A 15889-nucleotide genomic window follows, 5' to 3' on the forward strand; every position below is an offset into this window, starting at 1 on the left:
ATGGGACTCGAAGAAAAACTGCCGAGCGGCTTCCTGCTGACCACCGTCGAGCAGGCCGCGGGCTGGGTACGCAAGTCGTCCGTCTTCCCCGCCACCTTCGGCCTCGCCTGCTGTGCCATCGAGATGATGACCACCGGCGCCGGCCGCTACGACCTGGCGCGCTTCGGCATGGAGGTCTTCCGCGGGTCACCGCGGCAGGCCGACCTGATGATCGTCGCGGGCCGGGTCAGCCAGAAGATGGCGCCGGTGCTGCGGCAGGTCTACGACCAGATGCCGAACCCGAAGTGGGTGATCTCCATGGGGGTCTGCGCCTCGTCGGGCGGCATGTTCAACAACTACGCGATCGTCCAGGGCGTCGACCACATCGTCCCGGTCGACATCTATCTTCCCGGCTGCCCGCCGCGGCCCGAGATGCTGATGGACGCCATCCTCAAGCTCCACCAGAAGATCCAGAGCTCCAAGCTCGGGGTGAACGCCGAGGAAGCGGCCCGTGAGGCGGAGGAAGCGGCGCTCAAGGCCCTGCCCACCATCGAGATGAAGGGGCTGCTGCGGTGAGCGACGCGAAGAACACGGCGGGTGACGCGAACAATGCCGCGGGTGGCGCCAACAACGCGGCGGGCGGCGCGAACGGGGTGAACCCGGAGAAGGACCTCTCCGCGGAGAACCTCCCCGGCCAGCGCGGCCAGGGTGGTGAGGAGATCCGCGTCCAGCGCGGCATGTTCGGCGCCAACAACGGCGGCGACACCTCCGGCTACGGCGGGCTGGTCCGCTCCGTCCGGCTCCCCGGGCCGGCGAGCAGGCCCTACGGCGGGTGGTTCGACGAGGTCGCCGACGAACTCGAGGGCGCGCTCGAGGAGCAGGGACTCCTGCCCGACAACGCCATCGAGAAGACGGTCGTCGACCGCGACGAGCTGACCTTCCACATCGAGCGCGAGCATCTGGTCCGCGTCGCCCGCACGCTGCGCGACGACCCGGCCCTGCGGTTCGAGTTCTGCACCGGCGTCAGCGGCGTCCACTACCCGCACGACAAGGGCCGAGAGCTGCACGCCGTCTACCACCTGCGCTCGATCACCCACAACCGGCTGATCCGCCTCGAAGTCAGCGCGCCCGACAGCGATCCGCACATCCCGTCACTGGTCCCCGTCTACCCGACGAACGACTGGCACGAGCGCGAGACGTACGACTTCTTCGGCCTCGTCTTCGACGGTCATCCGGCGCTGACGAGGATCATGATGCCGGACGACTGGCAGGGCTTTCCGCAGCGCAAGGACTACCCCCTCGGCGGCATCCCCGTCGAGTACAAGGGCGCCCAGATCCCGGCTCCGGACCAGCGGAGGTCGTACTCGTGAGCAGCACACAGTCAGCGTCCGCGGCCTCCGCGCGCGAGACCACCGAAGGCACCGTCTACACGGTCACCGGCGGCGACTGGGACGAGGTCGTCCAGTCCGCCGCCCGCACCGACGACGAGCGCATCGTCGTCAACATGGGCCCGCAGCACCCCTCCACCCACGGTGTCCTCCGCCTGATCCTGGAGATCGACGGCGAGACGGTCACCGAGGCCCGCTGCGGCATCGGCTACCTGCACACCGGCATCGAGAAGAACCTCGAGTACCGGACCTGGACGCAGGGCACCACGTTCGTGACGCGCATGGACTACCTGACGTCGTTCTTCAACGAGACGGCGTACTGCCTGGGCGTCGAGAAGCTCCTCGGCGTCGAGGACGAGATCCCGGACCGGGCCTCGATCATCCGGGTCCTGCTGATGGAGCTGAACCGGCTCTCCTCGCACCTGGTGTGCATCGCCACCGGCGGCATGGAACTCGGCGCCACCACGATCATGATCTACGGCTTCCGCGATCGTGAGCTGATTCTCGACATCTACGAGCTGATCACCGGCCTGCGTATGAACCACGCGTTCATCCGCCCGGGCGGCCTCGCCCAGGATCTGCCGCCCGGGGCGGTGGACCACATCCGTGAGTTCGTGAAGAAGATGAAGAAAAACCTCCCGGAGTACGACAAGCTCGCCACCGGGAACCCCATCTTCAAGGCCCGCATGCAGGACGTCGGCTACCTCGACCTGGCCGGCTGCATGGCCCTCGGCGCCACCGGCCCGGTCCTCAGGTCCACCGGGCTGCCGCACGACCTGCGCAAGACCCAGCCGTACTGCGGCTACGAGACGTACGACTTCGACGTCCCGACCGCCGACACCTGCGACGCCTACGGCCGCTTCCTGATCCGGCTGGAGGAGATGCGCCAGTCGCTCCGGATCGTCGAGCAGTGCCTGGACCGGCTCCAGCCCGGCCCGGTCATGGTCGCCGACAAGAAGATCGCCTGGCCCGCCCAGCTCGCCCTGGGACCGGACGGACTGGGCAACTCCCTCGATCACATCAAGAAGATCATGGGCACCTCCATGGAGGCCCTGATCCACCACTTCAAGCTGGTCACCGAGGGCTTCCGCGTGCCTCCGGGCCAGACCTACGCGGCGGTGGAATCGCCCAAGGGCGAGCTCGGGGTGCACGTCGTCTCCGACGGCGGCACCCGCCCCTTCCGGGTCCACTTCCGCGACCCGTCCTTCACCAACCTGCAGGCCATGGCGGCGATGTGCGAGGGCGGCCAGGTCGCCGACGTCATCGTCGCCGTGGCGTCCCTCGACCCCGTGATGGGAGGCGTCGACCGGTGACCACCTCTTCTTCGGAGCGGGGCGTCAGCCTGGGCATGCCGGAACTGCCCGCGCCCGCCTACCCGGACGACGTCCGGGCCCGGCTGGAGACCGACGCGCGCGAGGTCATCGCCCGCTACCCGGACTCCCGGTCCGCCCTCCTGCCCCTGCTGCACCTCGTGCAGTCCGAGGAGGGACACGTCACGCGCACCGGGATGCGGTTCTGCGCGGACATGCTGGGCCTGACCACGGCCGAGGTCACCGCGGTCGCCACCTTCTACACCATGTACCGGCGCGGGCCGAGCGGCGACTACCAGGTCGGCGTCTGCACCAACACGCTGTGCGCGGTCATGGGCGGCGACGCGATCTTCGAGTCCCTCCAGGACCATCTCGGCGTCGGCAACGGCGAGACCACCGAGGACGGCAAGGTCACCCTGGAGCACATCGAGTGCAACGCGGCCTGCGACTTCGCGCCGGTCGTGATGGTCAACTGGGAGTTCTTCGACAACCAGACCCCGGCGAGCGTCCGACGCCTCGTCGACGACCTGCGCGCGGGACGGCCGGTGACGCCCACGCGCGGTGCGCCGATCTGCACCTTCAAGGAGACCGCCCGGATCCTGGCGGGCTTCCCCGACGAGCGGGACGGCGCCGTCGCGGCCGGCGGCAGCGCGGGTCCCGCCTCCCTGGCCGGACTCAAGCTGGCCAAGGGCGAGGCGCCCGCCGCGCGCGTGGTGCACCCGCGGGACGGCGGACCGCACGACGCGCCGCAGGACCGGGCCGTGCACGACCCGTCCCCGGCGGAACACCTGAGCTCGCACGACGCGCCGCAGGACACATCGGCATCCGACCCTTCCAACCCGGCAGGGCCTACCGCCGAGGAGGGGGAGTGATGACCGTGGCAGCCGAGATCAAGGGCACCAGCCCGGAGAAGCTGCTCGCACCCGTGCTGTCGGCCTTCTGGGACGAGGACGAGTCCTGGACTCTCGACGTCTACCGGAGGCACGAGGGGTACGAGGGGCTCCGCAAGGCGCTGGCGATGTCGCCGGACGACCTGATCGCGTACGTCAAGGACTCCGGTCTGCGCGGACGTGGCGGCGCGGGGTTCCCGACGGGGATGAAGTGGCAGTTCATTCCCCAGGGAGATGGCAAGCCTCACTATCTAGTTGTCAACGCCGACGAGTCGGAGCCGGGGACCTGCAAGGACATCCCGCTCCTCTTCGCGAACCCGCACAGCCTCATCGAGGGCATCGTCATCGCGTGTTACGCCATCAGGTCTTCGCATGCCTTCATCTATCTGCGTGGTGAAGTCGTCCCGGTGCTGCGGCGGTTGCACGAGGCCGTGCGCGAGGCCTACGCGGCCGGCTTCCTCGGCGAGAACATCCTGGGCAGCGGACTCGACCTCACTCTCACCGTGCACGCGGGCGCGGGCGCGTACATCTGCGGTGAGGAGACCGCACTGCTCGACTCGCTCGAAGGCCGCCGGGGTCAACCGCGGCTCCGTCCCCCCTTTCCTGCTGTGGCCGGCCTCTATGCCTGCCCGACTGTGGTGAATAACGTCGAATCGATCGCGTCGGTTCCCGCGATCCTGAACAAGGGCAAGGACTGGTTCAGGTCGATGGGCAGCGAGAAGTCCCCGGGCTTCACGCTCTACTCCCTCAGCGGCCACGTCGCGAGCCCCGGCCAGTACGAGGCCCCGCTCGGCATCACACTGCGCCAGCTCCTCGACATGAGCGGCGGCATGCGCCCCGGCCACCGGCTGAAGTTCTGGACGCCGGGCGGCTCCTCGACGCCGATGTTCACCGACGAGCACCTCGACGTCCCGCTCGACTACGAAGGAGTGGGCGCCGCCGGTTCCATGCTCGGCACCAAGGCGCTCCAGTGCTTCGACGAGACGACCTGCGTCGTGCGCGCCGTCACCCGCTGGACCGAGTTCTACGCCCACGAGTCCTGCGGCAAGTGCACACCGTGCCGCGAGGGAACGTACTGGCTCGTCCAGCTGCTGCGCGACATCGAGGCCGGCAAGGGCTCGATGAGCGACCTCGACAAGCTGAACGACATCGCCGACAACATCAACGGCAAGTCCTTCTGCGCCCTCGGCGACGGCGCCGCCTCGCCGATCTTCTCCTCGCTCAAGTACTTCCGCGAGGAGTACGAGCAGCACATCACGGGCCGCGGCTGTCCCTTCGACCCGGCCAAGTCGACGGCCTGGGCCGACCACCGTACGGAGGTGAACGCATGACTGTGACCACCAGCGCTCCCTCCGGCGGGGGAGAGGCGGCGGTCCCGCCCGAGGACCTCGTATCGCTGACGATCGACGGCGTCGAGATCAGCGTGCCCAAGGGCACCCTGGTCATCCGGGCCGCCGAGCAGCTCGGCATCGAGATCCCCCGGTTCTGCGACCACCCCCTCCTCGACCCGGCCGGCGCCTGCCGCCAGTGCATCGTCGAGGTCGAGGGCCAGCGCAAGCCCATGGCCTCCTGCACCATCACCTGCACCGACGGGATGGTGGTGAAGACCCACCTCACCTCGCCCGTCGCCGAGAAGGCACAGCACGGTGTGATGGAGCTGCTGCTCATCAACCACCCGCTGGACTGCCCGGTCTGCGACAAGGGCGGCGAGTGCCCGCTGCAGAACCAGGCGATGTCGCACGGCCAGGCCGAGTCGCGCTTCGAGGGCAGGAAGCGGACCTACGAGAAGCCCGTGCCGATCTCCACACAGGTGCTGCTCGACCGCGAGCGGTGCGTGCTGTGCGCGCGCTGCACCCGGTTCTCCAACCAGGTCGCGGGCGATCCGATGATCGAACTGATCGAGCGGGGCGCGCTCCAGCAGGTCGGCACCGGAGAGGGCGACCCCTTCGAGTCGTACTTCTCCGGCAACACCATCCAGATCTGCCCGGTCGGCGCGCTCACCTCGGCGGCGTACCGGTTCCGCTCCCGCCCCTTCGACCTGATCTCCTCGCCGTCCGTCTGCGAGCACTGCTCCGGCGGCTGCGCGACCCGCACCGACCACCGGCGCGGCAAGGTCATGCGACGTCTCGCGGCCGACGATCCCGAGGTCAACGAGGAGTGGATCTGCGACAAGGGGCGTTTCGCCTTCCGGTACGCGCAGCAGCGGGACCGGCTGACGACGCCGCTGGTGCGCAACGCCGAGGGCGACCTGGAGCCGGCCTCCTGGCCGGAGGCCCTGCAGATCGCCGCTCAGGGGCTGCTCGCCTCGCGGGGCCGGACCGGTGTGCTGACCGGCGGCCGGCTCACCGTCGAGGACGCCTACGCGTACAGCAAGTTCGCCCGCGTGGCGCTCGACACCAACGACATCGACTTCCGCGCGCGCGTGCACAGCGCCGAGGAGGCCGACTTCCTGGCCTCCCGGATCGCCGGACGCGGCCGCGACCTCGACGGTACGGGCGTCACGTACACCGCGCTGGAGAAGGCGCCCGCCGTCCTGCTGGTCGGGTTCGAGGCCGAGGAGGAGGCACCCGGCGTCTTCCTGCGGCTGCGCAAGGCCTGGCGCAAGCACGGGCAGAAGGTCTTCTCGCTCGCCACGCACACCACACGGGGTCTGGAGAAGGCCGGCGGCACCCTGCTCCCGGCCGCTCCCGGCACCGAGACCGAGTGGCTGGACGCCCTCGCGAGCGGAGTCGGCCTGGAGGACGACGGGGCACGGGCCGCCGAGGCCCTGAGCGCCGAGGGCGCCGTGATCGTCGTCGGGGAGCGGCTGGCGGCCGTGGCCGGCGGCCTCACCTCCGCCGTACGGACCGCCACCGCGACCGGTGCCCGGCTGGTGTGGATCCCGCGCCGGGCCGGGGAGCGAGGCGCGATCGAAGCCGGTGCGCTGCCGTCTCTGCTGCCGGGCGGCCGACCGGCGACCGACGCCCGCGCGCGCGAGGAGGTCGCCGCGGTCTGGGGCCTGGCCGACCTCCCGCACCGCTACGGCCGTGACACCGGCGAGATCGTCGAGGCCGCGGCCCGGGGAGAGCTGCAGGCCCTGCTGGTGGCGGGCGTGGAGGTCGCCGACCTGCCCGATCCGGCACGCGCGCGTGCGGCACTCGCCGAGGCCGGCTTCGTGGTGTCGCTGGAGCTGCGGCCCAGCGAGGTCACCGAGCTCGCCGATGTCGTCCTGCCCGTCGCCGCGGTCGCCGAGAAGGCCGGGACCTTCCTGAACTGGGAGGGCCGGGTGCGGTTCTTCGAGGCCGCGCTCAAGCCCGACCAGATGACCCGCCGCCTCGCGCCCGCCGACGCCCGCGTGCTCCAGATGCTCGCCGACGCCATGGACGTCCACCTGGGTCTGCCGGACCTGCGCACCACGCGCGCGGAGATCGACCGGCTCGGCACCTGGGACGGGCCGTGCGCCGGTGAACCGCTGCGGAGCGCGAGCGCGCTGCCGCGGCCTGCCGCCGGGGAGGCCGTACTGGCCGGGCACCGGCTGCTGCTCGACCAGGGCCTCCTCCAGCAGGGCGACGAGGCGCTCGCCGGCACCCGGCACGCCGCACGCGCGCGCGTGTCGGCCGCCACGGCAGCCGAGGCGGGCGTCAAGGACGGCGACCTCCTGGCCGTGACCGGCCCCGCCGGAGCCGTCGAACTCCCGCTGCAGGTCACCGAGATGCCCGACCGGGTGGTCTGGCTCCCGCTGAACTCGGCCGGCGCCGGCGTCGCCTCCGACGCCGGGGTGCTGCCCGGAACCCTCGTCCGCATCGGTCCGGCGACGTCCGCCGGTGAGGCCCCCAAGGAGGTGGAGGCATGAGCCCGTACCTCGCCGCTGAAGACCTCTCGGTGTTCGGCACCGACCCCTGGTGGCTGGTCGTCATCAAGGCGGTGTTCTGCTTCGCCTTCCTGATGGTGACCGTGCTGTTCGCCATCGTGTGGGAGCGTAAGGTCGTCGCCTGGATGCAGCTGCGCATCGGCCCGAACCGGCACGGCCCCTGGGGCATGCTCCAGTCGCTCGCCGACGGCATCAAGCTGATGCTCAAGGAAGACGTCATCGTCAAGCGCGCCGACAAGGCGGTGTACGTCCTCGCGCCGGTCGTCGCGGCCATCCCCGCCTTCATGGCGATCGCGGTGATCCCCTTCGGACCGGCTGGCAACGAGATCTCGATCTTCGGCCACCGCACCGCGATGCAGCTCACCGACCTGCCGATCGCGATGCTGTTCATCCTGGCGGTCGCCTCGGTCGGCATCTACGGCATCGTGCTCGCGGGCTGGAGTTCCGGCTCCACGTACCCGCTGCTCGGCGGACTGCGGTCCTGCGCGCAGATGATCTCCTACGAGATCGCGATGGGCGCCGCGTTCGCCTCGGTGTTCCTCTACTCGGGGTCCATGTCGACCTCGGAGATCGTCGCCCAGCAGGGCGACCGCTGGTACATCGTGCTGCTGCCGGTCTCCTTCATCCTCTACGTCGTCACCATGATCGGCGAGACCAACCGCGCCCCCTTCGACATGCCGGAGTCCGAGGGCGACCTGGTGGGCGGGTTCAACACCGAGTACTCCTCGATCAAGTTCGCGATGTTCATGCTCGCCGAGTACGTGAACATGGTGACGGTCTCGGCGGTCGCCACCACGCTGTTCCTCGGCGGCTGGCGGGCCCCGTGGCCGGTCAGCACCTTCTGGGAGGGCGCCAACCACGGCTGGTGGCCGCTGCTCTGGTTCGTGGTCAAGGTCCAGTTGCTGCTGTTCTTCTTCATCTGGCTGCGCGGCACGCTCCCCCGGGTCCGCTACGACCAGCTGATGAAGCTCGGCTGGAAGGTCCTCATCCCGGTCTCCCTGGTCTGGCTGATGCTGGTCGCGACCGTGCGGGCCCTCAGGAACGAGGGCTACGACTTCACCGACATCGCCCTTTACGTCGCCGGCGGTGTCCTGGCCCTGCTGGTGCTGTCCTTCGTCGTCGACATGTACCGCGAGAAGGGCAAGCAGGCCGAGCACCCCGTGGAGGAGCCGGCCGCCTTCGACCCGATGGCCGGCGGGTTCCCCGTACCGCCGATGCCCGGCCAGGAGCTGCCGCCGGTGCCGCGACGCCGTCCGCGCCGCGAGCGGGAGCTGATTGTCAGTGGTGGGACCGATACTCAGAGTGACGGATCTCTGGGCGGATCTACGGATGGAAAGGAGGCGTCCGATGGCTGAGGAACCCAAGGAGACCGACCCCGGTTTCCTGAACCCCGTGGCCGGCTTCGGTGTGACCTTCAAGGCCATGTTCAAGAAGCGGCTGACCGAGCAGTACCCGGAGCAGCGGAAGACCACCGCTCCGCGTTTCCACGGGCGGCATCAGCTCAACCGCCATCCGGACGGCCTGGAGAAGTGCGTCGGCTGCGAGCTGTGCGCCTGGGCGTGTCCCGCCGACGCCATCTACGTGGAGGGCGCGGACAACACCGACGAGGAGCGCTACTCGCCCGGTGAGCGGTACGGCCGCGTCTACCAGATCAACTACGCCCGCTGCATCCTGTGCGGCCTGTGCATCGAGGCGTGCCCCACGCGCGCGCTGACGATGACCAACGAGTTCGAGCTGGCCGACTCCAGCCGCGCCAACCTCATCTTCACCAAGGAGCAGCTGCTGGCCGGCCTGGAGGAGGGCATGGTCGACTCGCCCCACGCCATCTACCCGGGCATGGACGAGCAGGACTACTACCGGGGCCTGGTCACCGAGGCCGCCCCCGGGACGGTCCAGCAGGTCGCCCACTCCAAGGGAGAGGTCGTCCAGGAGGCCGACTCGACCTTCGGCGGGACCGAACCGGCGTCGGAGGAGGTGATCCGCCGATGACCGGGCAGCTCGCCGCCGCAGCGACTCTCGCTGCCGGCACCTCCACCGGAGAGGCCGTCCAGTTCTGGATCCTCGGCACGGTCGCGGTGATCGGCGCCCTGTGCACCGTCTTCATGAAGAGGGCCGTGCACAGTGCGCTCTGCCTCGCCGGGACCATGATCATCCTGGCGGTGTTCTACCTCGCCAACGGCGCCTACTTCCTCGGCGTGGTGCAGATCATCGTCTACACCGGCGCGATCATGATGCTGTTCCTGTTCGTGGTGATGCTCGTCGGTGTCACCGCGGCGGACTCCCTGAAGGAGACCATCAAGGGCCAGCGCTGGCTGGCCCTGCTGTCCGGGCTCGGCTTCGGCATCCTGCTCGTCGCCGGCATCGGCAACGCGTCCGTCACGGAGTTCAGCGGCCTGGCCCAGGCGAACGCGAACGGCAACGTGGAGGGCATCGCGTCCCTCATCTTCACCAAGTACGTCTTCGCCTTCGAGATCACCGGCGCCCTGCTCATCACGGCCGCGGTCGGCGCCATGGTGCTCACCCACCGCGAGCGCACCGAACGGGCGGCGACCCAGCGCGAACTGGCCGAGCGGCGCGTCCGCGAGGGCAAGCACCTGCCGCCGCTGCCGGCGCCCGGCGTGTACGCCCGGCACAACGCGGTCGACATCGCGGGCCTGCTGCCCGACGGCACCCCGTCCGAGCTCACCGTCAGCAAGACGCTGCGCGAACGGGGCCAGATCCGCGACGTGTCGATGGAGGCGCTGGGTGATCTGAAGGCGCTGGAGCAGCGGTCCGAGGAGCGCCTCGAGCGCAGGGCGGTCGAGTCCGGCAACTCCAAGCGGTCCGAGGAGGCGCCGAAGTGAACCCCGTCAACTACCTCTACCTCGCGGCCCTGCTGTTCACGATCGGCGCCACCGGTGTGCTGATCAGGCGCAACGCGATCGTGGTCTTCATGTGCATCGAGCTCATGCTCAACGCCTGCAACCTCGCGTTCGTCGCCTTCTCCCGGATGCACGGCAACCTCGACGGCCAGATCATCGCCTTCTTCACGATGGTCGTCGCCGCCGCGGAGGTCGTGGTCGGGCTCGCGATCATCGTGTCCCTGTTCCGTTCCCGCCACTCGGCCTCGGTCGACGACGCCAGCCTGATGAAGCTGTGAGGGGTCGCTAGAACCGTGACTAACGCAGAGAATCTGATTGCGCTGCTGGTGGCGGCGCCCCTGCTAGGAGCGGTGGTCCTGCTGTGCGGCGGACGCCGGCTGGACGCCGTCGGCCACTGGATCGGCACGCTGCTGGCGGCAGCGTCCTTCGTGATCGGTGTCGTCCTCTTCACCGACATGCTCGGCAGCGGCGCCGAGGACCGCACCCTGACGCAGCACCTGTTCAGCTGGATCCCGGTGGAGGGCTTCCAGGCCGACGTCGCCTTCCGGCTCGACCAGTTGTCGATGACGTTCGTCCTGCTGATCACCGGCGTCGGCTCGCTCATCCACCTGTACTCGGTCGCGTACATGGAGCACGACGAACGCCGCCGCCGCTTCTTCGGCTACCTGAACCTGTTCCTCGCGGCGATGCTGTTGCTCGTCCTCGCCGACAACTACCTGCTGCTGTACGTCGGCTGGGAGGGCGTCGGTCTCGCGTCCTACCTGCTGATCGGCTTCTGGCAGCACAAGCCCAGCGCCGCCACCGCCGCGAAGAAGGCCTTCCTGGTCAACCGCGTCGGCGACATGGGCCTGTCCATCGCGATCATGCTGATGTTCCTGTGGTTCGGCACCTTCGCCTTCGGGCCGGTGCTCGGCGGCCACGGGGAGGCCGGACTCGCAGGCGGAGCCGACGAGGGCAAGTTGACCGCGATCGCCCTGATGCTGCTGCTCGCCGCCTGCGGCAAGTCCGCCCAGGTGCCGCTGCAGTCCTGGCTCGGGGACGCGATGGAGGGCCCGACCCCGGTCTCGGCCCTCATCCACGCCGCGACCATGGTGACGGCGGGCGTGTACCTGATCGTCCGCTCCGGCGCCATCTTCAACGGCGCGCCCGACGCGCAGCTGGTGGTCACCATCGTCGGCGCGGTCACGCTGCTGTTCGGTGCGATCGTCGGTTGCGCCAAGGACGACATCAAGAAGGCACTGGCCGGCTCGACCATGTCGCAGATCGGCTACATGGTGCTGGCCGCCGGCCTCGGCCCCATCGGCTACGTCTTCGCGATCATGCACCTGGTGACGCACGGCTTCTTCAAGGCCGGGCTCTTCCTCGGCGCCGGTTCCGTCATGCACGGCATGAACGACGAGGTCGACATGCGCCGCTACGGCGGACTGCGGAAGTACATGCCGGTCACCTTCGTCACCTTCGGCCTCGGCTACCTCGCCATCATCGGCTTCCCGGGGCTGTCCGGCTTCTTCTCCAAGGACAAGATCATCGAGTCGGCGTTCGCCAAGGGCGGCACCGAGGGCTGGATCCTCGGCGCCTGCGCCCTGCTGGGCGCGGCCATCACGGCGTACTACATGACGCGCGTGATGCTGATGACGTTCTTCGGCGAGGAGCGCTGGCGCAACGCCCCGACGCCGTCACCCGCGAAGCCCGACGTGGAACCCGCGGCCGAAACTCGCGGCGCGTACACGCCGCCCCACCCGCACGAGTCGCCGAAGATCATGACGATCCCGATGATCGTGCTGGCCGTCGGCTCGGTGTTCGGCGGCGCGTTCTTCAGCATCGGCGACCGCTTCGTGCACTGGCTGGAGCCCATCACCGGACACGACCACGGCCACGCGCCGATCAGCGCCCTGACGGTCACGATCTCCACGGTCGCCGTGATGGTGATCGGCGTGGCGGTCGCCTGGGCGCAGTACGGCCGCCGCCCGGTCCCGGCCGTCGCCCCGCGCGGCTCGCTGCTCACCCGGGCCGCCCGGCGCGACCTGCTCCAGGACGACTTCAACCACGTCGTCCTGGTCCGCGGCGGCGAGCACCTCACGCGCTCCCTGGTCTACGTCGACCACAGCCTGGTCGACGGGGTCGTCAACGGGACGGCGGCCTCGGTCGGCGGCCTGTCCGGGCGGATGCGCAAGCTGCAGAACGGGTTCGCGCGCAGTTACGCGGTCTCGATGTTCGGCGGTGCGGCGGTCCTCGTCGCCGCGACCCTGCTGATGAGGGCGGTCTGATACCGATGTCCTTTCCCCTGCTCACAGTCACGGCGGCCCTTCCGGCCGTCGGGGCGATCGCCACGGCCGCGGTGCCGGCCGCGAAACGTACCGCTGCCAAGTGGCTGGCGCTGCTGGTCTCGCTGGCCACGCTCGCGCTGGCGATCGCGGTCCTCATCCGTTTCGACCCCGACGGCGACCGCTACCAGCTCACCGAGTCCCACTCCTGGATCGCGGAGTTCGGCGTCCGGTACGAGCTGGGCGTGGACGGCATCGCGGTGGCGCTGATCGCGCTGACCGCCCTGCTGATCCCGTTCATCATCCTCGCGGGGTGGCACGACGCCGATCCCCTGGAGACCGGCAGCAGCCGGTGGCGGCCGACGCAGGGCTTCTTCGCCCTGATCCTGGCCGTCGAGGCGATGGTCATCATCTCCTTCGAGGCCACCGACGTCTTCCTCTTCTACATCTTCTTCGAAGCCATGCTGATCCCGATGTACTTCCTCATCGGCGGCTTCGGGGACCGGGCCCACGAGCACGGTGAGAAGACGGCGGCGACGCAGCGGTCGTACGCCGCCGTGAAGTTCCTCCTCTACAACCTGGCCGGCGGTCTGATCATGCTGGCCGCGGTGATCGGGCTGTACGTGGTCGCCGGGAACTTCTCGCTCACCGAGATCGCCGAGGCCCGGGCGAGCGGCGAACTGGACATGGCGACCAGCACGGAGCGGTGGCTGTTCCTCGGCTTCTTCTTCGCCTTCGCGGTGAAGGCGCCGCTGTGGCCGCTGCACACCTGGCTGCCCAACGCCATGCAGGAGTCGACCGCCCCGACCGCCGTGCTCATCACGGCGGTCGTCGACAAGGTCGGCACCTTCGCGATGCTCCGCTTCTGCCTCGGCCTGTTCCCGGAGGCGAGCAAGTGGGCGACGCCGGTCATTCTCGTCCTGGCGGTCATCAGCATCATCTACGGCGCGCTGCTCGCGGTCGGCCAGCGCGACATCAAGCGGCTGATCGCCTACGCGTCGATCTCCCACTTCGGTTTCATCATCATGGGCATCTTCGCGATGACCAGCCAGGGCCAGTCCGGCGCGACCCTGTACATGGTCAACCACGGGATCTCGACCGCCGTCCTGATGCTGATCGCCGGTTTCCTGATCTCGCGGCGCGGCTCGCGGCTCATCGCCGACTACGGCGGAGTGCAGAAGGTCGCCCCGGTCCTCGCCGGCACCTTCCTGATCGGCGGCCTGGCTACCCTGTCGCTACCGGGCCTCGCGCCCTTCGTCAGTGAGTTCCTGGTCCTGGTCGGGACGTTCACGCGCTATCCGGTGATCGGCATCATCGCCACCTTCGGCATCGTGCTCGCCGCGCTCTACACCCTCGTCCTCTACCAGCGGACGATGACGGGCCCGGTGAAGCCGGAGGTGTCCGCGATGCCCGACCTGCGGGTGCGCGAGCTGGTGGTCGTGGCGCCGCTGGTGGCGCTGCTGATCTTCCTGGGCGTCTATCCGAAGCCCCTCACGGACATCGTCAACCCCGCCGTGGAGCAGACCATGTCCGACGTACAGAAGAAGGACCCCCAGCCCGAGGTGGAGGCGGCCAAGTGAGCGCAACAGCCGTCCACAGCCTGTGGACAACGGCGGCTACGGCGGCCGATCCGATCGCGAAGATCGACGCGCCGAAGATCGAGTACGGGCAGCTGTCGCCCACCCTCATTGTCATCGGCGCGGCGATCATCGGGATCCTGATCGAGGCCTTCGTGCCGCGCAGGTCCCGCTACTACGTGCAGATGTTCGTGTCCGCCGTCGCGCTCGTCGCCGCGTTCGCCGCGGTCGTCGCGCTCGCGGCGGGCGGCTACGGCACCACCAAGGCGGGCATCGCGGCGATGGGCGCCATCGCCGTCGACGGACCGGCCCTGTTCCTGCAGGGCACGATCCTGCTGGCGAGTCTGGTCGGCCTGTTCACGTTCGCCGAGCGGCGCCTCGACCCGGAGGCGCACGGCAACCGCGTCGACTCCTTCGCCGCGCAGGCCGCGTCCGTGCCGGGCAGCGAGAGCGAGCAGAAGGCGGTGAAGGCCGGGTTCACCACCACCGAGGTGTTCCCGCTGCTGCTCTTCGCCGTCGCCGGCATGCTGGTCTTCCCGGCGGCCAACGACCTGCTGACGCTGTTCGTGGCCCTGGAGGTCTTCTCCCTCCCGCTGTACCTGCTGTGCGCGCTGGCCCGCCGCAAGCGGCTGATGTCGCAGGAGGCGGCGGTCAAGTACTTCCTGCTCGGCGCGTTCGCCTCCGCGTTCACCCTGTTCGGCATCGCCCTGCTCTACGGCTACGCGGGCTCCATGTCGTACGGCACGATCGCGCAGGTCGTCGACGGCACCGTGCAGAACGTCACCCCGGCACTCGCCGACACCATGGGCAACGACGCGCTGCTGCTCGTCGGGTCCGCGCTGATCGTCATGGGCCTGCTGTTCAAGGTGGGCGCGGTGCCGTTCCACATGTGGACGCCGGACGTGTACCAGGGCGCGCCCACGCCGGTGACCGGCTTCATGGCGGCGGCGACCAAGGTGGCGGCGTTCGGCGCGCTGCTCCGCATCCTCTACGTCGTCCTGCCCGGCCTGCGCTGGGACTGGCGGCCGGTGATGTGGGCCGTGGCGATCGTCACCATGCTGGCCGGTGCGATCGTCGCGATCACGCAGACCGACATCAAGCGGCTGCTGGCGTACTCGTCGATCGCGCACGCGGGCTTCATCCTCGCCGGTGTCATCGCGACCACGCCGGACGGCATCTCGTCCGTCCTCTTCTACCTGGCCGCGTACTCCTTCGTCACGATCGGCGCCTTCGCGGTCGTCACGCTGGTGCGCGACGCGGGCGGCGAGGCGACGCACCTGTCGAAGTGGGCCGGGCTCGGGCGCAGGTCGCCGCTGGTGGCGGCCGTGTTCGCGGTGTTCCTGCTGGCCTTCGCGGGCATCCCGCTGACCTCCGGGTTCTCGGGCAAGTTCGCCGTGTTCAAGGCGGCGGCGGAGGGCGGCGCGGCCCCGCTGGTCGTGATCGGCGTGATCTCGTCGGCGATCGCGGCGTTCTTCTACATCCGCGTGATCGTCCTGATGTTCTTCAGCGAGCCGCGGCCGGAGGGCCCGACCGTCGCGGTGCCGTCGCCGCTGACGATGACGGCGATCGGTGTGGGTGTGGCGGTCACGGTGGTGCTGGGCGTCGCGCCTCAGTACTTCCTGGACCTGGCGGGACAGGCGGGGGTGTTCGTGCGCTGACGCGGCGCTCGTGCCTCTGTGGCAGCGGGGGGGGGGGGTCCGTGGGGGGGGGGGGGGGGGGCGGTTTTTTTGGTGTCGCCCGTTGGCTGGGGGGGGGGGTGTGGTGTCCGTC

The 15889-nt window shown here is 69.6% G+C and carries 13 protein-coding genes; all 13 read left to right on the forward strand.

All coding sequences use genetic code 11. From position 1 onward, the window contains the following. From ACZ7G3_RS00450 to nuoN, 13 genes are read left to right on the forward strand one after another with little or no spacing between them, the layout of a single operon-like run. Entirely contained in the window at positions 1–555 is a 555-nt protein-coding gene (locus tag ACZ7G3_RS00450; protein WP_018528252.1) for a NuoB/complex I 20 kDa subunit family protein, read from the forward strand. After that, positions 552–1349, forward strand: a complete 798-nt coding sequence (locus tag ACZ7G3_RS00455) for an NADH-quinone oxidoreductase subunit C (RefSeq protein WP_470922655.1) — start codon at positions 552–554, stop codon at positions 1347–1349. Before ACZ7G3_RS00450 ends, ACZ7G3_RS00455 begins: the two co-directional genes overlap by 4 nt. Continuing rightward, positions 1346–2680, forward strand: coding sequence for an NADH-quinone oxidoreductase subunit D (locus ACZ7G3_RS00460; protein WP_426599858.1), 1335 nt, complete (start codon positions 1346–1348; stop codon positions 2678–2680). The genes ACZ7G3_RS00455 and ACZ7G3_RS00460 overlap by 4 nt, the downstream gene beginning before the upstream one ends. Next, positions 2677–3549 carry an NADH-quinone oxidoreductase subunit NuoE gene (gene nuoE, locus ACZ7G3_RS00465; protein WP_470922656.1) on the forward strand — a complete coding sequence of 291 codons (873 nt, stop codon included), beginning with the start codon at positions 2677–2679 and terminating at the stop codon, positions 3547–3549. The genes ACZ7G3_RS00460 and nuoE overlap by 4 nt, the downstream gene beginning before the upstream one ends. Next, entirely contained in the window at positions 3546–4898 is a 1353-nt protein-coding gene (gene nuoF, locus ACZ7G3_RS00470) for an NADH-quinone oxidoreductase subunit NuoF (RefSeq protein WP_426599856.1), read from the forward strand. Before nuoE ends, nuoF begins: the two co-directional genes overlap by 4 nt. Beyond that, complete coding sequence (locus ACZ7G3_RS00475) at positions 4895–7399, forward strand: NADH-quinone oxidoreductase subunit G (RefSeq protein WP_470922657.1); 2505 nt, start codon at positions 4895–4897, stop codon at positions 7397–7399. The genes nuoF and ACZ7G3_RS00475 overlap by 4 nt, the downstream gene beginning before the upstream one ends. Then, positions 7396–8772 carry an NADH-quinone oxidoreductase subunit NuoH gene (nuoH, locus tag ACZ7G3_RS00480; RefSeq protein WP_470922658.1) on the forward strand — a complete coding sequence of 459 codons (1377 nt, stop codon included), beginning with the start codon at positions 7396–7398 and terminating at the stop codon, positions 8770–8772. Before ACZ7G3_RS00475 ends, nuoH begins: the two co-directional genes overlap by 4 nt. Continuing rightward, positions 8765–9406 (forward strand): NADH-quinone oxidoreductase subunit NuoI, encoded by a 642-nt coding sequence (gene nuoI, locus ACZ7G3_RS00485; protein WP_470922659.1) that lies wholly within the window; start codon positions 8765–8767, stop codon positions 9404–9406. Before nuoH ends, nuoI begins: the two co-directional genes overlap by 8 nt. Then, positions 9403–10260, forward strand: a complete 858-nt coding sequence (locus ACZ7G3_RS00490; RefSeq protein ID WP_426599852.1) for an NADH-quinone oxidoreductase subunit J — start codon at positions 9403–9405, stop codon at positions 10258–10260. Before nuoI ends, ACZ7G3_RS00490 begins: the two co-directional genes overlap by 4 nt. Beyond that, entirely contained in the window at positions 10257–10556 is a 300-nt protein-coding gene (nuoK, locus tag ACZ7G3_RS00495) for an NADH-quinone oxidoreductase subunit NuoK (protein WP_003974374.1), read from the forward strand. The genes ACZ7G3_RS00490 and nuoK overlap by 4 nt, the downstream gene beginning before the upstream one ends. Positions 10557–10571: 15 nt before the next feature. After that, positions 10572–12545, forward strand: coding sequence for an NADH-quinone oxidoreductase subunit L (gene nuoL, locus ACZ7G3_RS00500; protein ID WP_470922660.1), 1974 nt, complete (start codon positions 10572–10574; stop codon positions 12543–12545). 5 nt (positions 12546–12550) lie between these two features. Then, entirely contained in the window at positions 12551–14122 is a 1572-nt protein-coding gene (locus ACZ7G3_RS00505; protein WP_470922661.1) for an NADH-quinone oxidoreductase subunit M, read from the forward strand. Further along, entirely contained in the window at positions 14119–15777 is a 1659-nt protein-coding gene (nuoN, locus tag ACZ7G3_RS00510) for an NADH-quinone oxidoreductase subunit NuoN (protein ID WP_470922662.1), read from the forward strand. Before ACZ7G3_RS00505 ends, nuoN begins: the two co-directional genes overlap by 4 nt. Positions 15778–15889: the final 112 nt, after the last annotated feature.

The organism is Streptomyces sp. NPDC037271 (genome assembly GCF_055603605.1).